Consider the following 25,060-nt stretch of genomic DNA (forward strand, 5'->3'; position numbering starts at 1 on the left):
CGTGAAGCGCACCACGCGGAAGTTCGCGGCCCTCACCGCCGTCGCGCTGACCCTGGCGACCACGCCCGGCGCGCACGCGCAGCAGGCGAACCGGCCGAACTCGGTCCCGCCGCCGGTCGACATGAAGTTCCTCAAGCCGTTCAAGCCGCCCGCCGAGGACGTCGACTACAAGCTGAAGACGAACTGCATCACGTCCGGCACCGGCAACCGGCCCATCCCGAACAAGCCGTGGGGCCAGATGCAGCTGCGGCTGGAGGAGGCGCACCGGTTCGCCACCGGCGCGGGCGTCAAGCTGGCCGTGATCGACACGGGCGTGAACGCCGAGCACCCGCGGCTCAAGGGCCGGGTGACCGGCGGCGGCGACTACGTGGAGACCGAGAAGGGCGGCACGTTCGACTGCGACGGCCACGGCACCGAGGTGGCGGGCGTCGCGGCGGCCAGCAAGGACGAGGCGACCGGGTTCGTCGGCGCGGCGCCCGAGGCCGAGATCATCTCGTTCCGCCAGACCAGCAACCACTACGAGTACAAGGACCCGGCGAACAAGGACAACCGCGACTCGGCCGGCAAGGTGCGCACCCTCGCGGAGGCCATCGTGGCCGCCGTGGAGGCCGAGGCTGACGTCATCAACATCTCGCTGACCTCGTGCGAGACGCCGCACGAGCCGAGCGAGCAGGAACGCGAGCTCCAGGCCGCGATCCACTGGGCCGTCAACGAGAAGAACGTCGTGATCGTGACGGCGGCGGGCAACCTCGGCTCGCCCCAGGACGGCTGCTCGGTCCAGAACGACAACCAGAACGTCGACCACGTCAACGTCGTCGCCTCGCCGCCGTGGTACGCCGACAACGTGCTGTCGGTGGCGTCGATGAGCGGCGCGGGCACGGTCTCGCAGTTCTCCGTCTGGGGCCCGTGGATCAGCGTCGCGGCGCCGGGCGAGGAGATCACCACCCTGGACGCGGCCGGCCAGGGCCTGGCCGACGCGAAGATCGACGCGCGCGGGGCGGCGAGCCCCATCCAGGGCACGAGCTACGCGTCGCCGTACGTGGCGGGCGTGGTGGCGCTGGTGCGCCAGCGCTTCCCGAACCTCGGCGCGCGCGCGGTGATGGAGCGCGTCAAGGCGACCGCGCAGCACCCCGGCAACCCCGGCGGCCGGGACCACAAGGTCGGCGCGGGCATGGTCAACCCGGTGGCGGCGCTGACCGCGGAGCTGCCGTCCGAGCAGGGCGCGCAGGCGAGCGCGCCGCCGCAGCTCATGACGAACCTCGACCCGCTCAACCCGCCGGACCACACGCCGCTGATCGTGGCGCTGTCGGGCACCGGCGCGGGGGTCGGCCTGCTGCTGCTGACGCTGTTCATCGTCCACACGGTCAACCGCAACCGCGCCCGGCGCGCCACCGCGCCGGTCCGGCGCAGCGTGCTCTGAGCCCGAGAGGAAGGGCCTGCCACGGACACCCGGTGGCAGGCCCTTCGCGCGTACCGGGCCGGCGCGCGGCCGGTCCCTCCGGGATCTCAGTCCTCGCCGAGCACCGACGGGGTCGCCTTCTTGGGCTTGCCGAACACCTCTTCGGTCGTCGCGGTGACGCGGACCTTGGACTTGTGCTCCTTGTCCTCGCCCTGCTGGCCACCCGCGCCCATGCCGCCCATCATCCCGCCCATCATGCCGCCGGCGACGCCACCGGTCGTGCCACCGCCGCCGCCACCGGGCGCGGCGGCCGCGACGGGGCGCGGACCGGCCTCGACGGGCTTGGGCTCCTGGACCATCGTCGAACCGCCGGGCGGGAGCGGGCGCTCCTGGGGCGTGCCACCGCCGGGAGTGCCACCACCGGGCACACCACCACCGGCAGTACCACCAGCGGGCACACCACCGCCGCCGGGCACACCGCCACCACCGCCGACAGCACCGCCACCGACAGCACCACCGCCGGGGACCCCGCTACCGGGCGCGCCCCCGCCGGCGGCAGCAGGGGCCGCGGACCCCGGCCCGCCGACGGCCGCCGCGGGCCGGTCGGTCCCGCCGCCGGACGGCGGCGGCGACGCCTTCGCCGGCTCGGCGAACGTCCAGTCCCGCTCCGGGTACCGGTGCTCCATCGCCACCCCGCCGAACCCCGACGCCCCCGAGACGCCGTCGCACAGCCGCAGGAACGCCTCCAGGACGTCCCGGACCGACTCGAACAGCTCCTTCGCCGGGTCCTTCAGCTCGTCCAGCACCTCGACCACCCGGCGGTCGCCGTCCAGCGGCAGCGCCGCCGCGCCGGACACCGTGTCGGCCGCCTCCGCGAACACCCGCGACAGGTCGGAGACCAGGTCGCGGAGGCCGTCGGCGGTCTGGTCCAGCGCGTCGCCCATCGCGTGCATCGCGTCCGACATGTCGTGCCCGGCCAGCCCCACGGACTGCATGTGCGCCACGAACGAGTCCGCGTCCCGGCCCTGCCACGCCGAGTCCAGCCTGCCCAACGGCTTCGTCAGGTCGCGCGTCACGTGCTCCGCGACCAGGCCCGCCGCGCGCCACCGCTCCGCCTCGTCGTGCAGGTCGTCCCACGAACCGACGACCGGTGTGAAGTAGTCCGCCACCAGGTCCTGCACGCCGAGCCGGCGGCTGATCCCGGACAGGTAGTCCAGTTCCGGCCCGACCTCGGCGGCGATACCGCGACCGTCCTTGCCCCGCATCGCGTCCCCCTAGCGCCGGTCGGCGTTCTCGATCAGCGCGACGGCCTCCTCGTCCCGAGAGCCGTAGTGCTCCGCCACGGCGTGCAGGCCGCTCGCCGCCGACGCGAGCACCTCGCAGGCGCGGTCGAGCTGCTGGTTGAGCATCCCGGCCGCGCGCCCGTACGCCTCGGCGGAGCGGAGCGTCCGCCCCAGCTCGCCGAAGCTGTGCGGGCGCACCGGGGTGGACCGCAGGTCGGCCCGCGCGCGGGACAGCTCCTCCGCCGCCTCGGCGACCCTCCTCGCGTACAGCTCGACCCAGCGCGCGTCGACGGCGATCCCGCCGGTGCGCGCCGGCGCGGCGTGTCGTGGCACCTCGTTCACCCGGCCACCTCCCTGTGCACCCTGTGACGGCGCGCGGCCGGCACCGGTTCCGCCACGGGGGGCGCGAACGCCGATCAGCCGCCGGACGCCTTCTTCTGCTGGTCCTCCGGCAGCTGGCCCAGGCTCTTCGGCACCGGGATCGAGTCCCAGCTGCGCGCGGCGTCGTTGCGGTTGAGCTGCGGTCCGTTGGGCAGCAGCCGCAGGATCGACTCAGGGCCGGGCGTGAACTGGTCGCCGAGCCCGAGGGCGCCGCCGACCACCGTGTCCGGGATGCCGTACTTCACACCGCGGCCGGTGACCAGGTGGATGGGGCCGCTGCGGAAGTCCTGGGTGGACGTCGCCGAGCGGACCACCGCCGACTTGCCCGGCGCCATCATGAACTTGCCGACCACTTCACCGGTCGCGCCGACCTGGTTGATGTCGACGGCGGTCGTGCCGGCCGGCACGGGCAGCGACGGCGCGATGGTGACCTGGGTGTGCTGGGACCTGTTGTCCGCGTTGATGTTCTCCGCCCGCCAGTTCAGGCACACGACCCGGTTGTTCTGGTTGGGCTCCAGGGTGTCCGGCACCTCGGTCGGGTAGTCCAGGAAGTCCAGCGGCTGGGAGGGCTTCTTGGTGTCGATGCGCGCGATGTCGACCCGCTTGGCGTCCGCGCCCTGCGCGTAGGCCGCGCGGATCAGGTCGCCCGCCGCCCGGCTGATCTCCTGGAGCGCGTCCTTGAGCGCCACGTAGAACACCGGGTCGGCACCGGTGCGCACGACCTCGATCACGTCGCCGACCTCCAGGTTCACGCCCGTGATGTACGTCACCGGCTCACCGAGGCCGGGGATCTCCGGCGCGCGCAGCGGCTTCGCCTCGGGGATCGCGTTGAGCAGGCCGGCGCTGATCGCGCGGACCGTCCGGCCGCGCAGGTTCAGCGCGGTCAGCACGTCCGCCTTGGTCAGGTCCACCTTGGCCCGCACGGTCGACGTCGAGGTGATCTTCGAGTTCACCGGGGCCTTGTAGATCAGGTACGCCTGCTTGTCGTCGGTGCCCGCGCGGACCAGCAGCGCCTTGTTGCCGTCCAGCAGCCGGCCGCCGCTCATGCCCGCGAGGACCGTCGTCTCGAACTTGCCCTTGGACGCCGGGTTGTTCAGCGTGTCGTCCAGGTCGAGCGTGTCGCACACGCCCCACTCCGCGCCGATCCGCTCCTCGGGCTTGGCGGGCAGCACGTCGGGGCCGTCCGGGATGCCGGTCAGCCTGCCCTTCGGCTTCTGCGCGAGCGCCTTCTCGCTGACCAGCTTGGGCGCGCCACCCGCCGCGGCGGGCGCGGTGTTGAGCTGCCCGGCCTGCGCGTCGCCGCCGCCGACCGCCTGCTGCGCCTTGTCCGGGTTCTGCTGGTTGAGGATCAGCAGGCGCGCGGACGCGAGGTTGGTCATCGGGATGAGCTGGTCCGGGTTGCGCCGCACCACGTAGACCTGACCGGTCTCCTTGCTGATCGCGATCTGCGTGTCGTCGTCGAGCTTCGGGTCCGGCGAGAAGAAGCCGAACACCAGGAAGCCGATCAGGCCGATCACGCCGAGGATCACGCCCACCGCGGTCGCGCGCGAGTGCGTGCGCATCGGGTCGTGCAGCATCACCGCGTCCCTGCGCACCAGGGCGGACTGCATCCTGCGCAGCACGAAGCGGTAAGCCTGGACCTGTGACTTGGTGGTGGGTGTTGATGCCATTCTCGGCTCGCTGCTCTCCCAGTCGCGGTACGGTCTGCACGATAGCCGGACGGCGGGTGGCGCGTGTGCGGGTTGGCCAGACCCGATCGGTCCCCCCGCCGAACGCCGACGGAAAGAGAATCAGATCGGATGTCCGTGACCACCCCACATCCGGGCCCGCCCAACCCTGCCCTGGCGCGCGGTCAAGCCGGTGGCGGCGCGGTGCGCGCCGCGCTGCTGCGGGCGCGCCGCCGGGCCACCGGCGCCAGCCTCGGCGCGCTGCCGGTCGCCAACCTGGTGGTCCTGGAGGTCGGCATCGCGGTGGGCCTGGTCCTGCTCGCGATCGGCGCCACCGGTGACCGGGTCGCGCCCGCCCCGCTGTACGCGGCGGGCGGCATCGTGCTGGTCGCGCTGGTCCTCGCGTTCACCCGCTCGCGCGGGCGTTGGCTGACCCAGTGGATCGCCCTGGTCGTGCGCTACAACTTCCGCGGCCACACCCGCACCGCCAAGCGCGCCGGCCCGGTGGAGATGAAGCCGCCGTCGGAGGAGGAGTCCTCGGTCATCGGCCCGGAGGACCCGCGCGTGGCGCTGCTGCGGCTGGCCGTGCCGGACCTGGTGGTGGCCAAGGGCGTCGACCACGAGCGCCGCCCGCTGGGCATGGCGTGGCACCAGGGCGCGTGGACGGCCGTCCTGCTGGTCGACCCGGCACCCGGCCTGATCACGGCGGTGGGCAGCGCGCCGGCGCTGCCGCTGGGCGCGCTCGCGCCGACCCTGGAGGACCGCGGCGTCGTCCTGGACGCGATCTCGGTGATCTGGCACTGCTACCCCGGCAGCGCGGCGCTGCCCGCGAACTCGCCCGCGCTCAACTCGTACATGGAGGTGCTGGGCCCGCTGCCCGCGGCGTCCCGGCGCACCACCTGGATCGCGGTCCGGCTGGACCCGAAGCGGTGCGCGGCGGCGATCCGGGAGCGCGGCGGCGGCGTCGTCGGCGCGCACCGGGCGCTGATCGGCGCGCTGTCCCGCGTCCGCAACGCCCTGGAGTCGGCGGGCGTCGCGATCCGGCCGCTCGACCCGGACGAGCTGATCCGCGCGGGCATCTCGGCCGCCGAGCTGACCTCGGTGGCCGGCTCGAACAACGCCGTGTCGCTGCGGGAGAAGTGGGCCGGCGTCACGGCGGGCGGCGTCGGGCACGCCTCGTACGCGATCACCGGCTGGCCGGCCAAGGGGATGCGGAACAACCTGAACGCGCTCACCGGCGTGCGGGCGCTGTCCTCGACGCTGTCCATGACGATCTCGCCGAGCAGCGAGGAGGGCCAGGTCGGGCTGCGCGGCATGGTGCGGGTGTCCGCCCGGACGCCGTCCGAGCTGGACCGCGCCGACGACCGGCTCAAGGCGCTGGCCGACAAGCTGGACATCACGCTGACCCCGCTGAACGGCCTCCAGGTCGCGGGTCTGGCCGCCACCCTGCCGCTCGGAGGTGTCGCGTGAGCGATTCGAGGCTCCTGGACACCCGCGGCTCGGGCCGGGGCGTCGCGCCCGAGTTCCTGGTCGCGCCGCAGCTGCTGGACGTGGTCTCGCCGTCGGGCGACCGCGGCGGCATGGTGCTCGGCTCGGGCCTGAAGGGCGAGCCGCTGACGATCTCCGTGCTGCGGTCCGCGCCGACCCGCATGGTCGTGGTGGGCGGCCTGTACCTGGCGCGGCAGGTCGCCTTGCGCGCGATGGCGACCGGCGCGTGGATCACCATCGCGACCGGGCGCCCGCAGGCGTGGCAGCCGGTGGTGCGGGCGGCGGGCAACGGACCGGACGGGCGGCCCTCGCCGCTGGTGCAGCTGCGCAGGCTGAGCCCGGTGGAGCTGCCCCGGCCGTCGGAGGACAGCCCGCTGCTGGTGGTGCACGACGGCGGCCACGTGCCGCAGGAGCTGTTCCCGCCGCGCTCGCCGTGGCAGACGACGATGTACGTGCTGCCGTACCTGCACCCGCAGGCGGCCGGCACCGCGAACTCGGCGGACCTCGTGCTGCTGCAGCGGTTGCCGGTCGGCCAGGCGCAGCTGGCGAGCCAGATCTGGCGGCTGCCGCCGCAGATGGCGCACCAGCTGACGACGTTGAAGGACGACCAGGTGATCGCGCTGGGCGCGAACCTGTGGCGGCCGCTGCGGCTGGTGACCACGCCGGGCGAGCAGCAGATCCTGGGCGCGGTGCGCCGCGGCGACTGATCGCGCGCCCGACCGACCCCGTGCCCCGGACCGGTGTCCGGGGCACCGTCGTCCCCGGGGGCAGCCCGCCGGCCCCCTCGGTGCAGGACGCCCCGGAGCGGTGCCGACCGGGTGCGCCACGACACCGACCGCGTCGACGGCCCGGAACCCCCGACGCGGAGGTCGCCGTCGTCCCCCGCGCCGGGTCAGCCCTCGGCGGGCAGGTTGCGCAGCACGCCGGGACCGCGGCGGCGGCCGGCGCGCGCGGCGCGCTCCGCCCGCTCCCGGCACGCCCCCAACGCCTCCAGCACCCGGGGCCACGTGCAGGGCGGGACGGTGGCGCGGTTGTGCCGGGCGATGCGCCCGCGCTCGGCCCGGTCACCGGCCAGGCGCGCCACGGCGTCCGCGAGGTCGTCCGACAGCAGCCCCTCCACGCCGTGCCGCACGAAATCCGCCACGCCGGTGCCCGGCCGCGCGACCACCGGCACGCCCGCCGTCCGCGCCTCCAGCGCCGCCAGGCCGAACGCCTCGGCCGGGGTCGGGTTGACGAACACGTCCGCGCCCGCCAGCAGCCGCCCGACGCCGGCGCGGTCCAGCCGCCCCGGCAGGTGCACCCAGTCCATGCCGTGCCGCCGCAGGTAGCGGCGCATCGCGGGCAGTTCCGGGCCCGCGCCGGCGATGGTCGCGCGCAGCTCGCCCACCCGCTCCCGCACCTCGCGCAGCACGGCCAGCAGGTGCATCGGCTGCTTGCGCGGCGCGAGCCGCCCCACGGAGACGACGTGCACGGCGTCGTCCGGCCGCTGCTCCGGGATGCCCTGCCACAGCTCGGGCGTGATCCCGTTGGGCACCACCGCCACGTCGACGCCCGGCAGCGCCGCCCGCACCCGCTCGGCGGCGGCCCGGCTCACCGCGCCGAGCACCAGCGGCGCGCGCGACCAGCCGTGCCACCGGTCCAGGCACCGGTACGCGCGGCGCACCGCCGGGTCCCACATGCTGTGCACGATCGCGACCGTGGGCAGGCCGAGCCGCAGCGCCGACCGGATGCCGGACCACGCGAACGGCGAGATCGCGCCCACGTGCGCGTACACCACGTCCGGCCGCACGTCGGCCAGCAGCCGGTCCAGGTGTGCGCCCGCGCGGGGGTGCACGGGCGGGTCGCCCGGCAGGCGCGCGGTGATCCGGTGCAGCGTGCAGCCGGGCAGTGGCTCGGCGTGCCGCGTGGCGGTGACGACGTGCACCCGTTCGCCCGTCCGGCGCTGGGCCTCGGCGAGACCGGCGACCTGCACCTCGATCCCGCCGAGCCGCGGGAGGAAGCAGTCGGTGACGTGGATGGTCGACACGGGCACTCCCTGTCAAGCCGCCGAACAGAGCAACTGACACTCTTACACCTGTGAGCCGAACGTGCGTGTTCTTCCACGCCCACCCAGACGACGAGGCCCTGTTGACCGGCGGGACGATGGCCCGCCTCGCGGCGGAGGGGCACCGGGTCGTGCTCGTCGTGGCGACGGCGGGCGAGCGCGGGCTGTCGGCGGCGCGGGACGGCCTCGGCCCGGCAGGTGGCGACTTCGCGAGCGCGCGTGGTGACCTGCGGGTGACGCGCGACGACCCCGGGCGGCCGGGCCGCGAACCCGACGGGACGCCCGACGACCCGAGCCGACCGCCCGCCGACCGCGGCGCGACACCCGACGGCCGCGGCGCGAACCCGGACGGCTTCGACGCGATGCCCGGCGGCCACCGCGCGATGCCCGCCGAACGCGGCACGAACCCCGGCGGTCACAGCGGAACGCGCGACGACCCCGGCCGGGCGCGCGACCACGTCGGAGCCCGGCAGGGCGAGCCCGGACCGCCGCGGGACGACCTCGGCGCGGTGCGCACCCGGGAGGCGCTGGCCTCCGCACGGGCGTTGGGGTGCGCGCGCGTCGAGTTCCTGGGCTACGAGGACTCCGGCCTGGACGGCACCCGCGGCTTCGCGCGGGTGGCCGTGCCGGAGGCCGCCGGCAGGCTCGCCGAACTGCTGCACGAGGAACGCGCGGACCTGCTCACCACCTACGACCCGACCGGCGGCTACGGGCACCCCGACCACGTGCAGGTGCACCGCGTCGGCGCGCTGGCGGCGGAACTCGCGGGCACGCCGCGGGTCTGGGAGGCGACCGTGGACCGGACCCGGCTGCTGCGCGGCCTGCGCCTGGCGAGGCTGGTCCGCGACTTCGACCTGACCCCGTTCCAGACGGCGTACACCCCGCACCGGGAGATCACCCACACGGTCGACGTGCGGAAGTACGCGCGGCAGAAGCGCGCCGCCCTGGCCGCCCACGCGACCCAGACGACGGGCGGCGACCGGCCCAGGACCGTGGCCACCCTGCTGAGCCTGCCGAACCCGCTGTTCCGACTCGTGCTCGGCACCGAGTGGTACGTCGAGCGCAAACGGTTGCGCGCCCGGTGACCCCGGAAAATCGTCGGTACCCCGTGAGACGATCGAAGCGGGGGCCGGAGGCCACGCCCCGCAACACCCCGCACCCCGGCACCCCGCGCCCGAACACCCCGCACCACGACGAGCCACACCACGACGAGCCGGGTCACTCCGCCCCGCGCAGCGCCACACCGCACCAGGCCACCTCGCCACCCGACGAAGACCAGCCCCACGCGCCCGACCACCCGCGCACGCCCGACCACCCGGCCACCGAGCACCCGACCGCCGCCCCACCAGCCACCGAACACCCGCTCGCCGAGCACCCGGCCACCGCCCGACGAGCCGCCGAACACCCGACCGCCGAGCACCCCAGCACCCCGACCGCTCCGGCAGCCCCGACGGGCGCAGGCACCGCCGCGCCCCCGCGCACCAGGACCTGGCTGCGCGCCACCGCCTCCGCCGCCTCCCTGGCCCTGGCCGCCTACCTGGTCGCCGCCGTCGTGCCCGCCGTCGCCGGTGTCGGCTGGGACGCCATCACCGACCGCCTCACCGACGTCGGCCCGCTGCCCCTGCTCGGCCTCACCGCGCTGTGGCTCGCGGGCCTCTGGGCCTACACCCACGTCCTCACCGGCTCGCTGCCCGGCCTCAGCCACACCCGCGCGTTCAGCCTCAACGCGGCGGGCAGCGCGGTCAGCAACCTGCTCCCGTTCGGCGGCGCGGCGGGTGTCGCCGTGACCGTCGTGATGGCATCCAGCTGGGGCTTCACCGCCCGCGCCATCACCACGTCGACCATCGTCACCGGCCTGTGGAACACCCTGTTCCGGGTCGCCCTGCCGCTCCTGGCCCTCGCCGTCCAGGGCGCGGCCGTCCTCGGGCACGGCGTCCTCGCCGCCACCCTCACCACCGCCGCGGCGCTCGCGGTCGCCGTCGTGCTCGTCCTCCGCCTGCGCCGGCTGGCCGGCCTGCTCCGGGGTCGGGCCCGCCGCTTCCTGGTCCGGCTGCACCGGGAGACCGCGCGGGTGGTCCGCGCCGGCTGGCTCGGCATGACCCTCGGCATGACGGCCTACCTGGCGCTCCAGGCCCTGCTGCTGTGGTGCTGCCTCGACCTCACCGGCACCGGGCTGTCGATACCCGCCCTGGTCGCCGCGTTCGCGGTGAGCCGCCTGCTCACCCTGGCCGTGATCACCCCCGGCGGCTTCGGGGTCAGCGAGAACGGCACGATCGCGCTGCTGGTCGCCCTCGGCACGCCCGCCGCGCCCGCCGTCGCGGGCGTGCTGCTGTTCGCGTTCTTCACCTACGTGCTGGAGATCCCGCTGGGCGGTGTGCTGTGGCTCAGCTGGTGGGTGCGACGCGCACGTTCCGCGTGACCAGCGCCCGCGCGGCCAGGTCCGCGTCGTCGGGGTAGTCCACCCGCACCAGGGACAGCCCGTGCGCGGGAGCGACCGCCACGGCGCTCGACCGCGTGGTCGACGTCAGCAGGGAGGCGGGCCACGACACGGGCTTGCGCCCCTCTCCGACGGCCAGCAGCGCACCCACCAGGCTGCGCACCATCGAGTGGCAGAACGCGTCCGCCGACACGTGGGCCGTCAGCACGTCGCCGGACCGCTCCCAGGCCAGCCGCTGGAGCTCGCGGATGGTGGTGGCGCCCTCGCGCCGCTTGCAGAACGCGCAGAAGTCCCGTTCGCCCAGCAGCAGCGCCGAGGCCGCGTTGAGCGCGTCCACGTCCAGCGGACGCGGCCACGCCAGGGTGTCCCAGCGCCGCAGCGGGTGCGCACCGAACGCCGCGTCGGACACCCGGTACTCGTAGTGCCGCCGCAACGCCGAGAACCGCGCGTCGAACGCGCTCGGCACCACCCGCGCGGAGAAGACCCGCACGTCGGCGGGCAGCGCGCGCGCCAACCGGCGGGGCAGCGCGGCGACGTCCACGGCGGCCGACAGGTCCGCGTGCGCCACCTGCCCGGCCGCGTGCACCCCGGCGTCGGTCCGGCCCGCCACGGTGAGGTTCACGTCCTCGCGCAGCACCGTGGACATGGTGTCCTCCAGGACACCGCACACCGTGCGGCGCGCCGGCTGCCGCGCCCACCCGGAGAACTCCGTGCCGTCGTAGGCCAGGTCCAGGCGCACACGAACGAGCCCGTCGCCCCCGGTGGGGGCGACGGGCTCGACGGCGGACGGGTCCGTCAGGACTCGTCCTTCTTGTCCTCGGCCTTGGGAGCGGCGTCCTCGGAGCCCTCGGCGGGCTCCTCGGCGGCGTCCTTGGTGGCCGACTCGGGCGCGTCCGCGTCCTGGTCGGCGTCCTTGGCCTTGGTCTCCTCGTCCGCGGCGGGAGCGGCGGCCTTGGGGGCCTCGTCCTTGCCGAACTTGGTCTTGCGGGCGCGCTCCGCCTCGGAGGTGACGGTCTTCTCCGGCACCAGCTCGATCACGGCCATCGGGGCGTTGTCGCCCTTGCGCGGCAGCGTCTTGGTGATGCGGGTGTAGCCGCCCGGACGGTCCGCGAACTGCGGGCCGATCTCGGCGAACAGCTTGTGCACGACGTCCTTGTCGCGGATGACCTTGAGGATCTCCCGACGGTTGTGCAGGTCGCCGACCTTGGCCTTGCTGATCAGCTTCTCGGCGTAGGGGCGCAGCCGCTTGGCCTTCGCCTCCGTGGTCGTGATCCGACCGTGGGTGAACAGCGACGTGGCCAGGTTGGCCAACATGAGCCGCTCGTGGGCCGGCGAGCCCCCGAGACGGGGCCCCTTGGTGGGGGTAGGCATCGAATTGCTCCTCGGATTACTTTCTGATCCTCTGCTCCGGCCCGGCCGCTGGCGGCCTCAGAGCTGCTCGGTCTCCGCGTAGTCCTGGCCGTCGTCGTGGCTGTCCACGGTCGTGTCCGCGCCCCAACCCTCGGAGGGGTAGTCGGACGCGGCGGCCGACGGGTCGAACCCAGGAGGGCTGTCCTTCAGCGCGAGGCCGAGGCCGACGAGCTTCATCTTGACCTCGTCGATCGACTTGGCGCCGAAGTTGCGGATGTCCAGCAGGTCCGCCTCGCTGCGCGAGACCAGCTCGCCCACCGTGTGGATGCCCTCGCGCTTGAGGCAGTTGTAGGACCGGACGGTCAGGTCCAGGTCCTCGATCGGCATCGCGAACGCCGCGATGGTGTCCGCCTCCGCGGGAGACGGCCCGATCTCGATGCCCTCGGCGTCCACGTTCAGCTCGCGCGCGAGACCGAACAGCTCCACCAGCGTCTTGCCCGCCGACGCGACGGCGTCGCGCGGCGTGATGGAGGGCTTGGTCTCGACGTCGAGGATCAGCTTGTCGAAGTCGGTCCGCTGCTCGACACGGGTGGCCTCGACCTTGTAGGTCACCTTCATGACGGGCGAGTAGATCGAGTCGACGGGGATGCGGCCGATCTCGGCGCCCGCCTGCTTGTTCTGCACGGCGGGGACGTAGCCGCGACCGCGCTCGACCACGAGCTCGATCTCCAGCTTGCCCTTGCCGTTCAGGGTCGCGATGTGCAGGTCGGGGTTGTGCACGGTGACACCGGCCGGTGGCACGATGTCGCCGGCGGTCACCGCGCCCGGCCCCTGCTTGCGCAGGTACATGGTCACCGGCTCGTCCTCCTCGGAGCTGACGACCAGCTCCTTGAGGTTGAGGATGACGTCGGTGACGTCCTCCTTCACACCGGGGACGGTCGTGAACTCGTGCAGCACGCCGTCGATGCGGATGCTGGTCACGGCCGCGCCGGGGATGGACGACAGCAGGGTGCGGCGGATGGAGTTGCCGAGGGTGTAGCCGAAGCCCGGCTCCAGCGGCTCGATGACGAACCGGGAACGGGTCTCGTTGACCGCTTCCTCGCTGAGCGAGGGGCGCTGGGAGATCAGCACTGGGTTCTTCCTTTCTCAACCCGACGCCCGCCATATGACGCCGGGAAAGCCGATCGCGGAGACCGGCGAGCGCGTTCGGCACACCATTCCGTGCCGACGCGGGACCCGACTGGAGGGCGCCTCCCGGTTCGGGAGCCGCCCTCCAGGAGGATCACTTCGAGTAGAGCTCGACGATGAGCTGCTCGGTGACGGGCGTGTCGATCTGCGCCCGCTCGGGCAGCTGGTGGACCAGCACGCGCAGGTTGGACTGCACGACCTGGAGCCACGCCGGGATCGGGCGCTCGCCGAACGACGCGCGCGCGGCCTCGAAGGGCAGCGTGGGCAGCGACTTCGGCTTCACGTCGATGATGTCGAACTTCGACACCCGGTAGCTGGGGATGTTCACCTTGTGGCCGTTGACCAGGAAGTGACCGTGGCTGACCAGCTGGCGCGCCTGGCGGCGGGTGCGCGCGAGACCCGCGCGGTACACGACGTTGTCCAGGCGGGACTCCAGGATCTGGAGCAGGTTCTCACCGGTCTTGCCGGTGCGGCGGACCGCTTCCTCGTAGTAGCGGCGGAACTGCTTCTCCAGCACGCCGTACGTGTAGCGGGCCTTCTGCTTCTCCTGGAGCTGCAGCAGGTACTCGGACTCCTTGATCCGACCGCGGCCGTGCTGGCCGGGCGGGTAAGGGCGACGCTCGAAAGCCTGGTCCCCGCCGACGAGGTCGACCTTGAGGCGGCGGGAGATGCGGGTGGCTGGTCCCGTGTAGCGAGCCATGTGTGCTTACTCCTCCCCGTGCCTCAGACCCGGCGCCGCTTGGGCGGGCGGCAGCCGTTGTGGGGCTGCGGGGTCACGTCCTGGATGGTGCCGACCTCGAGACCGGCGGCCTGGAGGGAACGGATCGCGGTCTCCCGACCGGAGCCGGGACCCTTCACGAACACGTCCACCTTGCGCATGCCGTGCTCGGCGGCCTTGCGGGCGGCGTTCTCGGCGGCCATCTGCGCGGCGAACGGCGTCGACTTGCGGGAGCCCTTGAAGCCGACGTGGCCGGCGGAGGCCCAGCTGATCACGTTGCCCAGCGGGTCCGTGATGGACACGATGGTGTTGTTGAACGTGCTCTTGATGTGCGCCTGGCCGTGCGAGACGTTCTTCTTTTCCTTGCGCCGGACCTTCTTGACCCCGGCGCCCGTGCGGGACTTGGGTGGCATCTCTGGGTGATCTCCTACTTACTGGGTTCGCGAGGTCTTACTTCTTGCCGGCCTTCTTCTTGCCCGCAACGGTCTTCTTCGGACCCTTACGAGTGCGCGCGTTCGTCTTGGTGCGCTGCCCGCGGACGGGCAGGTTGCGACGGTGGCGCAGACCCTCGTAGCAGCCGATTTCCATCTTGCGGCGGATGTCGGCCTGAACCTCGCGGCGGAGGTCACCCTCGACCTTGAAGTTGTTCTCGATGTAGTCCCGCAGCTTGGCGAGGTCGTCGTCGCCGAGGTCCTTGACGCGCAGGTCAGGGGAAACCCCGGTGGCGGTCAGCAGCTCCTTGGAGCGGGTGCGACCAATGCCGAAGATGTAGGTGAGCGCGATCTCCATCCGCTTCTCGCGGGGGAGGTCGACGCCAGCGAGTCGTGCCATACGGCGCTTGCTCCTGTCGGTTCACTCCAGGTCTGCTCCTCGCCCGATTCCGGGACTGACTCGCTGTGTCAGCACCGGCCGCTCTCACGACCGGTGTCCCGGCCCCGGCCTGGAGTCCGGGGGTGTGCGCCGCCGGGTGTGCCGGTGGCGCAGGTGCGAAGAGGCTTGCTTGTGTCGCGTCCGCGAGGACCACGACGTCGTGCTAGGCGGCTCTGGTCAGCCCTGGCGCTGCTTGTGGCGCAGGTTCTCGCAGATCACCATGACCCGGCCGTGGCGGCGGATCACCTTGCACTTGTCGCAGATCTTCTTGACGCTCGGCTGGACCTTCACGCCTGAGCTCTCCTGCTTGTCGCCAGGTGTCGACGAGGTTTCGCGGACACCGTGGAGGTCACTTGTAGCGGTAGACGATGCGCCCGCGGGACAGGTCGTAGGGCGAGAGCTCCACGACAACCCGGTCCTCTGGGAGGATGCGGATGTAGTGCTGACGCATCTTGCCGCTGATGTGTGCCAGGACCTTGTGCCCGTTCTCCAACTCGACGCGGAACATCGCGTTGGGGAGCGGCTCGACTACGCGGCCCTCGACCTCAATGGCCCCGTCCTTCTTGCCCATAGCCTCCGCGTTTCGTGACGGTGGGTAATTCCACTGGATGCGCGGGCACGCGGAGCCCCGACTCCTTCAAGGCCCTTGCGAACCCTGCCAGCCGTCTCTAGCGTCACGGGCATGGCGGAACCGGCGCTACGAGTGCGCCACCCGTCCATAGTACGCGCGTCGTCGGGGATGCCCAAATCGGGGCCGGTCACGGCCGCCGCCGGGCCGGTGGGCGCCCGCTCGCGCGCGCCGGGAGGGGCCTGATCACGCAGGTCAGGGTGCCAGGAGCACCAGGAGGCCGCCGAGCAGGGCGACCCAGATCCACCACGGGTACAGCGCGAACGACGCCCACAGGCTGAGGACGCCCCACACCAGGACGTTGATCCCGGTCACCACCAGGTACGCCGCGTACCGCCACCGCCGCGACGGCTCCGCCCGCCGGATCGGCGGCCCGGCCGGCAGGTCCGCGGTCAGCGCCACCAACTCGGTGTAGTTGCGCGCGGCGGCGACGCCCCGGATGCGCTCGGCGTACTCGTCCTCGGTCAGCCTGCCCTCCGCCTTCGCGCGGGCCAGTTCCGCGGACACGGCCGCCCGGTCCTCGCGCTGGAAGTCGGTCATCGGCGCGGCCGGACGAAGACGAGCCACACGACGCCCAGCACGGACCCGCTCGGCAGCGCGACCCACAGGAACCACGGGTGCACGAGGCCGCTCCCGCCCAGCAGGCTCACCAGGAACCAGATGGCGAAGTTGACCGCGCTGACGCCCAACCAGATCGCCGTGAGCACCTGGAACGCCGCCCGACCGCCACGACGGGCCGTGGCGGCCGGCGCCGGCCGCCACGCCGCGGGCGACCCGGACCCGGTGACCGCGACCGGCGGCAGGTCGGCGGTGAGGGCGGCCAGCTCGCCGCGGGTCCTGGCCGCCCAGGCGCGCACGACCCGCTCGTCGAACTCAGCCAGGTCGAGGCTGCCTTCGGAGTGCGCGCGGTGCAGGAGCTGCCGCACCGCTTCGCGTTCGCTGTCGGAGACCCGCACGTCCTCGGGTCGCACTGGATGCGTCACGCCGTTCATGGTGTCGCCCGACCGGGTGCCGCGGACATGGTGCTGTCCCCCGCCTTGCCGGTGAGGACCGCCCGAACGGGCGTCGGACCGGCGGCCCGGACCACCACCCGGTCAGTCCTCCGGCGCGGTGAGCACCCAGGGGCCGTCGTCGGTGATGGCCACGCTGTGCTCCCAGTGCGCGGCGCGCGACCCGTCCGCCGTGATGACCGTCCAGCCGTCGTCCAGCTCCACCGTGCGCTCGCTGCCCAGCGTCAGCATGGGCTCGATCGCGATCGCCATGCCGGGCTTCAGCCGCGGGCCCTTGCCGGGCTTGCCGTAGTTCGGCAGGAACGGGTCCATGTGCATCTTGGTGCCGATGCCGTGGCCGCCGTAGCCCTCGACGATGCCGTACTCGACCCCGTCCCGCTCGCCGGCCAGGATCGTGGCGGACTCGATCGCGAACGAGATGTCGCTGAGCCGCCCGCCGGCCACCGCCGCCTCGATGCCCGCGAGCATGGAGGCGCGGGTGGCGTCGGACAGCTTCGCCTCGGCCTCGGTCACCGCGCCCACCGCGAGGGTGACGGCCGAGTCGCCGTGCCACCCGTCCAGGATCGCGCCGCAGTCGATCGAGATCAGGTCGCCCTCGCCCAGGACCTGCGTCCGGCTCGGGATCCCGTGGACGACCTGCTCGTTGACCGACGCGCAGATGCTCGCCGGGAACCCGTGGTAGCCCTTGAAGCTCGGGACGGCCCCGGAGTCCCGGATGTGCTGCTCGGCCAGCTCGTCCAGCTCGGCCGTGCTCACGCCGACCCTGGCGTGCTCCGCGAGCAGCGCCAGGGTGCGCGCCACCACCAGCCCGGCGGCGCGCATCGCCTCCAACTGGCCGCGGCTCTTGATCTCGATCATGCGGTCGCGACCGCCCGGTACGACGTGGCGGAGGACGTCGAGCTTGCGCAAGGCATGGCGTAGTCCACCGGTCACCGGTCGCCGCGCAGCGCGCGCAGCGCCCGCTCGCCGATCTCGTCCACCTCGCCGACCGCGTCGATGGACACGACGATGTCGGCGTAGTGGTCGAGCAGCGGAGCGGTCTCCGAGCGGTACACCTGCTGGCGGTGGCGGATGACCTCTTCCTTGTCGTCCGCCCGGCCGCGCGCGAGCAGGCGCGCCACGACGATGTCCTCCGGGATCCGGAACTCCAGCACGGCGTCCAGCGCGTGGCCGTCGGCGGCGAGGATCTCGCCGAGCACGGTCGCCTGGGCCACCGTGCGCGGGAACCCGTCGAGCAGGAAGCCGTTCGCCGCGTCGGGCTGCGCGAGGCGGTCCCGGACCATCTCGTTGGTCACCTCGTCCGGCACGAGCTCGCCGGCGTCCAGGTACTCCTGGACCTCCTTGCCGAGGTCGGTCTGCTGGCTGATGTGAGCGCGGAAGAGATCCCCGGTGGAGATGTGCGGCACGCCGAGCTTGGTCTTGAGCAGTTCGGCCTGAGTGCCCTTGCCCGCTCCGGGCGGGCCGACGAGAACGAGTCGCACTAGCGGAGGAACCCTTCGTAATTGCGCTGCATGAGCTGGCTCTCGATCTGCTTAACCGTGTCGAGGCCGACACCCACCATGATCAGCACCGCCGTGCCGCCGAACGGGAAGTTCTGGTTCTGCCCCTGGTCGGTGATGTCCAGGAAGAAGTTCGGCAGGATGGCGACGATGCCCAGGTAGATCGAGCCAGGCAGCGTGATCCGCCCCAGGACGAAGCGGAGGTACTCGGCGGTCGGTCGACCCGGTCGGATACCCGGGATGAACCCACCGAACTTCTTCATCTCGTCGGCTCGCTCGTCCGGGTTGAACGTGATGCCGACGTAGAAGTAGGTGAAGAAGACGATCAACAGGAAGTACAGCGCGATGTGCACCGGGCTGGACTGGGTGACCAGGTGCGTCGCGACGAACGTCGCGAACCAGCCCGGCGCCGACCCGTCCGTGGAGGCGGTCAGCCGGGAGATCAGGTCGGGCAGGTAGAGCAGCGAGGAGGCGAAGATGACCGGGATGACACCGGCCTGGTTCACCTTCAGCGGGAGGTAGGTCGAGGTGCCGCCGTACATCCGGCGCCCGATCATGCGCTTGGCGTACTGGACGGGGATGCGGCGCTGGGCCTGCTCCACGTAGATGACGCTCGCGATGATGAGCAGGGCCGCCAGGCAGACCAGGAAGAAGGTCAGGCCGCCGCGGCTCCAGATCAGCTGGCCCTCGACCGGGATGCGCGCCGCGATGCCGGTGAAGATCAGCAGCGACATGCCGTTGCCGATCCCCTTCTCGGTGATGATCTCACCGAGCCACATGATGACGCTGGTGCCCGCGGTCATGGTGACGATCAGGACGACGAGGGTCCACACGTTCTGGACCGGGATGACGTCGACCTCGCAGTTGGCGAACAGCTGGCCGCGCACGGCGAGCGCCACGATGCCGGTGGACTGGAGGACCGCGAGCGCGATGGTCAGGTAGCGGGTGTACTGGGTCAGCTTGCCCTGACCCGCCTGGCCTTCCTTCTTCAGCTGCTCGAACCGCGGGATGACCACGGTGAGCAGCTGGATGATGATGCTCGCGGTGATGTAGGGCATGATGCCCAGCGCGAAGATCGACAAGTTCAGCAGCGCGCCGCCGCTGAACAGGTTGATCAGCGAGTAGATGCCCTGCTGGTCGACCGATTCGACGCACTGTTTGACGTTCTTGAAGGAGACGCCCGGCGCGGGCATGGTCGCGCCCAACCGGTACACCACGATGATCCCCAGGGTGAAGAGGATCTTCTTCCGTAGGTCCGGCGTCGCGAGAGCCGAGCGGAATGCGCCGAGCACGCGAACCTCCATCAGCGTTGCCGCCCCGCCGGGGTCGGCATCCTGCGGTACCGGCTGTGTTGCCGGCACAGTCTTGCGGTCTGGCCGCCGGCCGCGCCGGCGGTGACGGAAGCGACGGGTAGCCGCGACCGACCCGGAGGACATCCGGGTTCAGCCCGCGACTTTAACAGCCGCGGAGCCGATCGCCGTAGTCAGTCGTCCTGCACACTTCGTACCTGATCGACTACTGCTGTTCGCAAGCCCCCGAATGGATCAAGTTCCGGGTGGTGGGGAGAAGGTGGGGTGTGCTGCTGCGGGCTGGGGTTACGCCCTGCGCGAACAAGGGCGGAGGGGTCTCGATTGGGTGATGTGAGGGGCGGCGCGGGTGGGTGTTGAAAATTAAGGGCGTCCTCGCCGGACGGGCCGGCCGCCGAGGACGACCCCTGGCTCTGGGTCGGTGCGGCGCGGCGCCAAGGGCGGAAGCGCCCTCGGGTGAGGTGTGCGCGTGGCGCGGCTGTGGCGTCCGGGGTGCGGAAAGGCCCCCGGAGCGGGAGGCTCCGGGGGCCTTTCGCGCGTGCGGGTCCCGTCAGAGCACCGTGGTGGTGCCACCGGCGGCGGCGATCTTCTCGACCGCGCTGCCCGAGAACTTGTTGGCGACGACGTCGAGCTTGACGCCGTTCAGGTCGCCGTTGCCGAGGACCTTCACCAGCTCGTTCTTGCGCACCAGGCCGGCGTGGACGAGGGCGTCCACGTCGACTCGGCCGCCGTCCGGGAACACGCGGGCCAGGTCGCCGACGTTCACGACCTGGTACTCGGTCCGGAACGGGTTGCGGAAGCCCTTCAGCTTCGGCAGCCGCATGTGCAGCGGCATCTGGCCGCCCTCGAAGCGCGGCGAGACGTTCTTCCGCGCCCCGGTGCCCTTCGTGCCCCGGCCCGCAGTCTTGCCCTTGGAGCCTTCACCGCGACCGACCCTGGTCTTCGCGGTCTTGGCGCCGGGGGCCGGGCGCAGGTCATGGATCTTGATGGTCACGACTGGACCTCCTCGACGACCACCAGGTGGCGCACGGTGTGGATCAAACCGCGCACCTGCGGCGAGTCCTCACGGACCACCGACTGGCGGATCTTGCGCAACCCCAGGGTCCGGAGGGACTCGCGGTGGTTGTGCTTGGTACCGATGGTGCTCTTCACCTGGGTGACCTTGAGCTGTGCCATGGGGTCACACCGCCCCTGCGCGAGCGCGGAGCATGCCGGCGGGAGCCACGTCCTCCAGGGGCAGGCCGCGGCGCGCCGCGACTTCCTCGGGACGCTGGAGGCCCTTCAGGGCCGCCACGGTGGCGTGCACGACGTTGATGGCGTTGTCGGAGCCCAGCGACTTGCTCAGCACGTCGTGGACACCGGCGCACTCCAGCACCGCGCGGACGGCGCCACCGGCGATGACGCCGGTACCGGCCGAGGCCGGGCGCAGCAGCACGACACCGGCCGCCTTCTCGCCCTGCACCGGGTGGGGGATCGAGCCCGCGATGCGAGGCACGCGGAAGAAGTTCTTCTTCGCCTCCTCGACACCCTTGGCGATCGCGGCCGGGACTTCCTTGGCCTTGCCGTAGCCGACACCGACCATGCCGTCGCCGTCGCCGACCACGACCAGGGCGGTGAAGCTGAAGCGACGACCACCCTTCACGACCTTGGAGACGCGGTTGATCGCGACCACGCGCTCCAGGTGCGGGGTCTTCTCCTGGGCCGCGCCGCCGCGGCCGCCGTCACGACGGTCGCGACGCTCTCCGCGCTCGCCCCCGCCGCCTTCGCGACGCGTGCGTCCTGGCATCAGGCGTCCCTCTCAATTCCAGTGATGTTCCCGAAAACAGTAGCCACAGTCAGAACTCCAGCCCCGCCTCGCGGGCGGCGTCGGCCAGAGCCGCGATGCGGCCGTGGTAGGCGTTGCCGCCGCGGTCGAAGACGACCTTGGAGATGCCGGCCTCCTTGGCGCGCGCGGCGGCCAGCTGGCCGACCTTCGCCGCGCGGGCCTTCTTGTCGCCGTCCATCGCCCGGACGTCCGCCTCCACGGAGGAGGCCGCCGCCAGCGTGTGACCGGCCAGGTCGTCGATGATCTGCACGGTGATGTGCTTCGACGACCGGTGGACCACCAGGCGGGGACGCTCGGCGGTGCCGCTGACCTTCTTGCGGAGGCGGAAGTGACGGCGGGTCTTGGCGATGCGGCGAGTGGTCGAGATGTCCTTGCCCACCGGCTTGCGCTTCGTTGCGGTCTCGCTCATGTCACTTACCCGTCTTTCCGACCTTGCGGCGGATCTTCTCGCCCGCGTAACGCACGCCCTTGCCCTTGTACGGGTCGGGCTTGCGCAGCTTGCGGATGTTGGCGGCGACCTCGCCCACGAGCTGCTTGTCGATGCCCGACACGGAGAACCGGGTCGGGGTCTCCACCGCGAAGGTGATGCCCTCGGGGGCCTCGACCTTCACCGGGTGGCTGTAGCCGAGCGCGAACTCCAGGTCGGAGCCCTTCAGCGCCACGCGGTAGCCGACCCCGTGGATCTCCATCTTCTTCTCGTAGCCCTGGGTCACGCCGATGACCATGTTCTGCACCAGGGTGCGGGACAGGCCGTGGAGCGAACGGCTCCGACGCTCGTCGTTGGGACGCTTCACCTCGAGGGTGCCGTCCTCGACCTTCTCGATGATGATCGGCTCGGCGATGGTCAGCGACAGGGTGCCCTTGGGCCCCTTCACGCTGACGTCCCGGCCCGCGATGTTCACGTCGACCCCGGCGGGGACGGTGATCGGCAGCTTTCCGATGCGCGACATGCCTAGTCCCCCTTCCTCACCAGACGTAGGCGAGGACTTCTCCGCCCACGCCCTGCTTGTTGGCCTGGCGGTCGGTCAGGAGACCGCCAGAGGTCGAAATGATCGCGACGCCCAGGCCACCGAGAACCTTCGGCAGGTTGGTCGACTTCGCGTACACCCGCAGACCGGGCTTGGACACCCGGCGCAGGCCGGCGATGCTGCGCTCCCGGTTCGGGCCGTACTTCAGCTCGATCACCAGGTGCTTGGCCACGTCGCCCTGCTCGTCGCGGTAGCCCGCGATGTAACCCTCGCGCTTGAGGATCTCGGCGATGTTGGCCTTCAGCTTGGAGTGCGGCATCACGACCTTGTCGTGGTAAGCCGAGTTCGCGTTCCGCAGACGCGTCAGCATGTCTGCGATCGGATCGGTCATCGTCATGGTGACCTGGTCAACCTTTCTCGCTGCGGTTCCCCAGTCAGGGTCCGAGCCGGCCTCGCGGCCGGCTGGTCGTGAGCGGGCCTACAGCGAAGTGTGTGAATCTGGAAGAGCTGCCTGCCGAGCCGGACTCACCAGCTGGACTTGTTCACACCGGGCAGTTCGCCCCGGTGCGCCATCTCGCGGAGGCAGATCCGGCACAGGCCGAACTTGCGGAACACCGAGTGGGGGCGACCGCAACGCTGGCAGCGGGTGTAGCCCCGCACCTTGAACTTCGGCTTGGCCGCGGCCTTGTTGATCAGAGCCTTCTTGGCCATCTCAGTTCTCCTTGAACGGGAAGCCCAGGAGCTTCAGCAGCGCCCGGCCCTCGTCGTCGTTGGTCGCGGTCGTGACCACGGTGATGTCCATACCGCGGGGACGGTCGATCGCGTCCGGGTCGATCTCGTGGAACATGGACTGCTCGTTGAGACCGAACGTGTAGTTGCCGTTGCCGTCGAACTGCTTGCCCGACAGGCCGCGGAAGTCGCGGATGCGGGGCAGCGCGATGGTCAGCAGGCGGTCCAGGAACTCCCACATGCGGTCGCCGCGCAGCGTGACGCGCGCGCCGATCGGCATGCCCTCGCGGAGCTTGAACTGCGCGATGGACTTGCGGGCCTTGCGGACCTCGGGCCGCTGACCGGTGATGATCGACAGGTCCTTGACGGCACCCTCGATCAGCTTGCCGTCGCGGGCGGCGTCGCCGACGCCCATGTTGACGACGACCTTCACGACGCCGGGGATCTGCATCACGTTGGCGTAGTCGAACTGCTCGCGCAGCGCCGCGACGATCTCCTCGCGGTAGCGCGCCTTCAGCCGCGGCGTGGTCTTCTCAACGGTGGTCATCAGATGTCCTTCCCGTTACGACGGGAAATGCGGACCCGCTTGCCCTCGTCGTTCGTCCGGTAGCCCACACGGGTCGGCTTGCCGTCCGAGTCGACCACCATCACGTTGGACACGTGGATGGGGGCCTCCTGGGTCACGATGCCGCCCGACTGCGCGCCGCGCTGGGTCTGCGTGATCCGGGTGTGCTTCTTGATGCGGTTGACGCCCTCGACCAGGACGCGGTTCTGGGCGGGGTAGGCCATGATGACCTTGCCGCGCGCACCCTTGTCCTTGCCGGCGATAACGACGACGGTGTCGCCCTTCTTCACCTTCATCAGAGCACCTCCGGCGCCAACGAGATGATCTTCATGAACTTCTTGTCGCGCAGCTCACGACCGACCGGGCCGAAGATGCGGGTGCCCCGCGGCTCGTTGTCGTTCTTGATGAGCACCGCGGCGTTCTCGTCGAACCGGATGTAAGAGCCGTCGGGACGGCGCTTCTCCTTGACGGTGCGGACGACGACCGCCTTGACGACGTCACCCTTCTTGACGCCGGCGCCGGGGATGGCCTGCTTCACCGTGGCGACGATGATGTCCCCGATGCCCGCGTAGCGGCGGCCCGAGCCACCGAGAACACGGATGCAGAGGATCTCCTTCGCACCGGTGTTGTCGGCGACGCGCAGCCGCGACTCCTGCTGGATCACTTACCTACTCCTTGACCATTCCTGGCCCGCCAGATTTCCGACCTGACGGGCTCGGTCTGCGGTGCCCGGTTGCGGGCTTACTTGGCCTTCTCGAGGATCTCGACGAGGCGCCAGCGCTTGGTGGCGGACAGCGGCCGGGTCTCCATCAGCAGGACGCGGTCGCCGACGCCGGCGCTGTTCTGCTCGTCGTGCACCTTCACCTTGGTGGTGGTGCGCAGGTACTTGGCGTACCGGCGGTGCTTCTTCCGGTCCTCCAGCGCCACGACGATCGTCTTGTCCATCTTGTCGGACACGACGTAGCCCTCGCGGACCTTGCGGTCGTTGCGCGTCTCGGTCTGCTTCACTTCGTTGTTCTCGCTCATGCCGCACCCTCACCAGTGGAAACCGCGTCGGGAGAGGTCGACAGCCCCAGCTCCCGTTCCCGCATCACGGTGTAGATCCGGGCGATGTCGTGCCGGACCGCGCGGAGCCTGCGGTTGTTGTCCAACTGCCCGGTGGCCATCTGGAAGCGGAGGTTGAACAGCTCCTCCTTCGCCTCCCTCAAGCGCAGCACGAGCTCTTCCTCGGTGAGCTCACGCAGCAACGAAGCCGCGGAACCCGCTTCAGTGCTTGCCATTGGCTAGAACTCACCACCCTCACGCGTAACGATGCGGCACTTCATCGGCAGCTTGTGGATCGCGCGGCGGAGCGCCTCGCGAGCCACTGCCTCGTTCGGGAAGCTCATCTCGAAGAGCACGCGACCCGGCTTGATGTTGGCGACCCACCACTCGGGCGAGCCCTTGCCGGAACCCATGCGGGTCTCGGCCGGCTTCTTGGTCAGCGGGCGGTCCGGGAAGATGTTGATCCAGACCTTGCCACCGCGGCGGATGTGCCGCGTGATGGCGATACGCGCCGACTCGATCTGCCGGTTGGTCACGTAAGCGGGCTCCAGAGCCTGGATGCCGTACTCGCCGAAGGTGACCCTCGTGCCGCCCTTCGCAGCACCGGACCGACCGGGGTGGTGCTGCTTGCGGTGCTTAACCCTGCGCGGGATGAGCACG

Annotated in this window: 35 protein-coding genes and 1 pseudogene; 6 read left to right on the forward strand and 30 right to left on the reverse strand. The window is 71.6% G+C overall.

Translation table 11 applies throughout. The features are described 5' to 3' along the window. Position 1: 1 nt before the first annotated feature. A complete protein-coding gene (gene mycP / locus C8E97_RS32175; protein ID WP_121009772.1) occupies positions 2–1,420 on the forward strand; it encodes a type VII secretion-associated serine protease mycosin in 1,419 nt (472 codons plus the stop codon). 86 nt (positions 1,421–1,506) lie between these two features. Here mycP and C8E97_RS32180 read toward each other — a convergent pair whose 3' ends face one another. The 3 genes from C8E97_RS32180 to eccB form a co-directional block, all read right to left on the reverse strand. Continuing rightward, complete coding sequence (locus C8E97_RS32180; protein ID WP_121009775.1) at positions 1,507–2,664, reverse strand: WXG100 family type VII secretion target; 1,158 nt, start codon at positions 2,662–2,664, stop codon at positions 1,507–1,509. A gap of 9 nt (positions 2,665–2,673) precedes the next feature. Then, entirely contained in the window at positions 2,674–3,024 is a 351-nt protein-coding gene (locus tag C8E97_RS32185) for a hypothetical protein (protein ID WP_121009778.1), read from the reverse strand. 74 nt (positions 3,025–3,098) lie between these two features. After that, complete coding sequence (gene eccB / locus C8E97_RS32190) at positions 3,099–4,733, reverse strand: type VII secretion protein EccB (RefSeq protein ID WP_121009781.1); 1,635 nt, start codon at positions 4,731–4,733, stop codon at positions 3,099–3,101. 129 nt (positions 4,734–4,862) lie between these two features. On the opposite strand from eccB, the gene eccE reads away from it, so the two are divergent. Next, positions 4,863–6,200, forward strand: coding sequence for a type VII secretion protein EccE (gene eccE, locus C8E97_RS32195; RefSeq protein ID WP_121009785.1), 1,338 nt, complete (start codon positions 4,863–4,865; stop codon positions 6,198–6,200). After that, positions 6,197–6,925 carry a hypothetical protein gene (locus C8E97_RS32200; protein WP_211347174.1) on the forward strand — a complete coding sequence of 243 codons (729 nt, stop codon included), beginning with the start codon at positions 6,197–6,199 and terminating at the stop codon, positions 6,923–6,925. The genes eccE and C8E97_RS32200 overlap by 4 nt, the downstream gene beginning before the upstream one ends. Before the next feature lie 185 nt (positions 6,926–7,110). Here the strand turns inward: C8E97_RS32200 and C8E97_RS32205 are convergent, their stop codons facing one another. Continuing rightward, positions 7,111–8,244, reverse strand: a complete 1,134-nt coding sequence (locus tag C8E97_RS32205) for a glycosyltransferase family 4 protein (protein ID WP_121012845.1) — start codon at positions 8,242–8,244, stop codon at positions 7,111–7,113. A gap of 50 nt (positions 8,245–8,294) precedes the next feature. Here C8E97_RS32205 and C8E97_RS36720 point away from each other — a divergent pair. From C8E97_RS36720 to C8E97_RS32215, 3 genes and pseudogenes are all read left to right on the forward strand, one after another. Beyond that, positions 8,295–8,426 (forward strand): annotated as a pseudogene (locus C8E97_RS36720) (PIG-L deacetylase family protein); the annotation flags it as partial. Between the two features lie 69 nt (positions 8,427–8,495). Beyond that, positions 8,496–9,347 (forward strand): PIG-L deacetylase family protein, encoded by an 852-nt coding sequence (locus tag C8E97_RS32210; protein ID WP_342776281.1) that lies wholly within the window; start codon positions 8,496–8,498, stop codon positions 9,345–9,347. Between the two features lie 23 nt (positions 9,348–9,370). Then, positions 9,371–10,681 (forward strand): lysylphosphatidylglycerol synthase transmembrane domain-containing protein, encoded by a 1,311-nt coding sequence (locus C8E97_RS32215; protein ID WP_211347175.1) that lies wholly within the window; start codon positions 9,371–9,373, stop codon positions 10,679–10,681. Here the strand turns inward: C8E97_RS32215 and truA are convergent. The 26 genes from truA to rplP form a co-directional block, all read right to left on the reverse strand. Further along, positions 10,647–11,438 carry a tRNA pseudouridine(38-40) synthase TruA gene (truA, locus tag C8E97_RS32220; RefSeq protein WP_211347176.1) on the reverse strand — a complete coding sequence of 264 codons (792 nt, stop codon included), beginning with the start codon at positions 11,436–11,438 and terminating at the stop codon, positions 10,647–10,649. The two genes, C8E97_RS32215 and truA, sit on opposite strands and share 35 nt — an antisense overlap. A 56-nt stretch (positions 11,439–11,494) precedes the next feature. Then, the gene (rplQ, locus tag C8E97_RS32225; protein WP_121009796.1) at positions 11,495–12,070 is read right to left on the reverse strand and encodes a 50S ribosomal protein L17; all 576 of its coding nucleotides are present in this window, start codon (positions 12,068–12,070) and stop codon (positions 11,495–11,497) included. Positions 12,071–12,127: 57 nt separating this feature from the next. Further along, entirely contained in the window at positions 12,128–13,180 is a 1,053-nt protein-coding gene (locus C8E97_RS32230; RefSeq protein ID WP_121009800.1) for a DNA-directed RNA polymerase subunit alpha, read from the reverse strand. A gap of 151 nt (positions 13,181–13,331) precedes the next feature. Continuing rightward, entirely contained in the window at positions 13,332–13,937 is a 606-nt protein-coding gene (gene rpsD / locus C8E97_RS32235) for a 30S ribosomal protein S4 (RefSeq protein WP_121009803.1), read from the reverse strand. Between the two features lie 23 nt (positions 13,938–13,960). After that, a complete protein-coding gene (rpsK, locus tag C8E97_RS32240; protein ID WP_015105236.1) occupies positions 13,961–14,368 on the reverse strand; it encodes a 30S ribosomal protein S11 in 408 nt (135 codons plus the stop codon). 37 nt (positions 14,369–14,405) lie between these two features. Next, positions 14,406–14,786 (reverse strand): 30S ribosomal protein S13, encoded by a 381-nt coding sequence (rpsM, locus tag C8E97_RS32245; RefSeq protein WP_121009806.1) that lies wholly within the window; start codon positions 14,784–14,786, stop codon positions 14,406–14,408. A 216-nt stretch (positions 14,787–15,002) separates the two neighbouring features. Further along, positions 15,003–15,116, reverse strand: coding sequence for a 50S ribosomal protein L36 (rpmJ, locus tag C8E97_RS32250; protein WP_010148647.1), 114 nt, complete (start codon positions 15,114–15,116; stop codon positions 15,003–15,005). 58 nt (positions 15,117–15,174) lie between these two features. Continuing rightward, on the reverse strand, positions 15,175–15,396 hold the full coding sequence (infA, locus tag C8E97_RS32255; RefSeq protein WP_005166804.1) for a translation initiation factor IF-1: 222 nt from the start codon (positions 15,394–15,396) through the stop codon (positions 15,175–15,177). A gap of 252 nt (positions 15,397–15,648) precedes the next feature. Then, on the reverse strand, positions 15,649–15,993 hold the full coding sequence (locus C8E97_RS32260; RefSeq protein ID WP_121009809.1) for a DUF1707 SHOCT-like domain-containing protein: 345 nt from the start codon (positions 15,991–15,993) through the stop codon (positions 15,649–15,651). Next, complete coding sequence (locus C8E97_RS32265; RefSeq protein ID WP_170212052.1) at positions 15,990–16,436, reverse strand: DUF1707 SHOCT-like domain-containing protein; 447 nt, start codon at positions 16,434–16,436, stop codon at positions 15,990–15,992. Before C8E97_RS32265 ends, C8E97_RS32260 begins: the two co-directional genes overlap by 4 nt. Positions 16,437–16,547: 111 nt before the next feature. Beyond that, positions 16,548–17,321, reverse strand: coding sequence for a type I methionyl aminopeptidase (gene map, locus C8E97_RS32270; protein ID WP_121012849.1), 774 nt, complete (start codon positions 17,319–17,321; stop codon positions 16,548–16,550). 71 nt (positions 17,322–17,392) lie between these two features. After that, positions 17,393–17,944, reverse strand: a complete 552-nt coding sequence (locus C8E97_RS32275; protein WP_121009815.1) for an adenylate kinase — start codon at positions 17,942–17,944, stop codon at positions 17,393–17,395. After that, the gene (secY, locus tag C8E97_RS32280) at positions 17,944–19,254 is read right to left on the reverse strand and encodes a preprotein translocase subunit SecY (protein ID WP_121012851.1); all 1,311 of its coding nucleotides are present in this window, start codon (positions 19,252–19,254) and stop codon (positions 17,944–17,946) included. The genes C8E97_RS32275 and secY overlap by 1 nt, the downstream gene beginning before the upstream one ends. 565 nt (positions 19,255–19,819) lie before the next feature. Then, positions 19,820–20,263: a 50S ribosomal protein L15 gene (rplO, locus tag C8E97_RS32285; RefSeq protein ID WP_121009818.1), complete on the reverse strand. Its 444-nt coding sequence runs from the start codon at positions 20,261–20,263 to the stop codon at positions 19,820–19,822. Beyond that, complete coding sequence (gene rpmD, locus C8E97_RS32290) at positions 20,260–20,445, reverse strand: 50S ribosomal protein L30 (RefSeq protein ID WP_121009821.1); 186 nt, start codon at positions 20,443–20,445, stop codon at positions 20,260–20,262. Before rpmD ends, rplO begins: the two co-directional genes overlap by 4 nt. A 4-nt stretch (positions 20,446–20,449) precedes the next feature. After that, positions 20,450–21,055: a 30S ribosomal protein S5 gene (gene rpsE, locus C8E97_RS32295; RefSeq protein WP_121009824.1), complete on the reverse strand. Its 606-nt coding sequence runs from the start codon at positions 21,053–21,055 to the stop codon at positions 20,450–20,452. A gap of 49 nt (positions 21,056–21,104) precedes the next feature. After that, positions 21,105–21,503 carry a 50S ribosomal protein L18 gene (rplR, locus tag C8E97_RS32300; protein WP_121009828.1) on the reverse strand — a complete coding sequence of 133 codons (399 nt, stop codon included), beginning with the start codon at positions 21,501–21,503 and terminating at the stop codon, positions 21,105–21,107. 1 nt (position 21,504) lies between these two features. Beyond that, on the reverse strand, positions 21,505–22,044 hold the full coding sequence (rplF, locus tag C8E97_RS32305; protein ID WP_121009831.1) for a 50S ribosomal protein L6: 540 nt from the start codon (positions 22,042–22,044) through the stop codon (positions 21,505–21,507). Between the two features lie 16 nt (positions 22,045–22,060). Next, positions 22,061–22,459, reverse strand: a complete 399-nt coding sequence (gene rpsH, locus C8E97_RS32310; RefSeq protein WP_121009834.1) for a 30S ribosomal protein S8 — start codon at positions 22,457–22,459, stop codon at positions 22,061–22,063. A 128-nt stretch (positions 22,460–22,587) separates the two neighbouring features. After that, on the reverse strand, positions 22,588–22,773 hold the full coding sequence (locus C8E97_RS32315; protein ID WP_033436724.1) for a type Z 30S ribosomal protein S14: 186 nt from the start codon (positions 22,771–22,773) through the stop codon (positions 22,588–22,590). Position 22,774: 1 nt separating this feature from the next. Further along, on the reverse strand, positions 22,775–23,338 hold the full coding sequence (rplE, locus tag C8E97_RS32320) for a 50S ribosomal protein L5 (protein ID WP_121009837.1): 564 nt from the start codon (positions 23,336–23,338) through the stop codon (positions 22,775–22,777). Then, on the reverse strand, positions 23,338–23,652 hold the full coding sequence (gene rplX, locus C8E97_RS32325) for a 50S ribosomal protein L24 (RefSeq protein WP_121009840.1): 315 nt from the start codon (positions 23,650–23,652) through the stop codon (positions 23,338–23,340). The genes rplE and rplX overlap by 1 nt, the downstream gene beginning before the upstream one ends. Beyond that, positions 23,652–24,020 (reverse strand): 50S ribosomal protein L14, encoded by a 369-nt coding sequence (gene rplN, locus C8E97_RS32330; RefSeq protein ID WP_015805282.1) that lies wholly within the window; start codon positions 24,018–24,020, stop codon positions 23,652–23,654. Before rplN ends, rplX begins: the two co-directional genes overlap by 1 nt. Positions 24,021–24,097: 77 nt before the next feature. Next, positions 24,098–24,382, reverse strand: coding sequence for a 30S ribosomal protein S17 (gene rpsQ / locus C8E97_RS32335; protein WP_121009843.1), 285 nt, complete (start codon positions 24,380–24,382; stop codon positions 24,098–24,100). Next, positions 24,379–24,636, reverse strand: a complete 258-nt coding sequence (rpmC, locus tag C8E97_RS32340; RefSeq protein ID WP_121009846.1) for a 50S ribosomal protein L29 — start codon at positions 24,634–24,636, stop codon at positions 24,379–24,381. Before rpmC ends, rpsQ begins: the two co-directional genes overlap by 4 nt. Before the next feature lie 3 nt (positions 24,637–24,639). Continuing rightward, a complete protein-coding gene (gene rplP / locus C8E97_RS32345; RefSeq protein WP_053715230.1) occupies positions 24,640–25,059 on the reverse strand; it encodes a 50S ribosomal protein L16 in 420 nt (139 codons plus the stop codon). Position 25,060: the final 1 nt, after the last annotated feature.

This window comes from Saccharothrix australiensis, from assembly GCF_003634935.1.
In the GTDB taxonomy this organism is placed as follows: domain Bacteria; phylum Actinomycetota; class Actinomycetes; order Mycobacteriales; family Pseudonocardiaceae; genus Actinosynnema; species Actinosynnema australiense.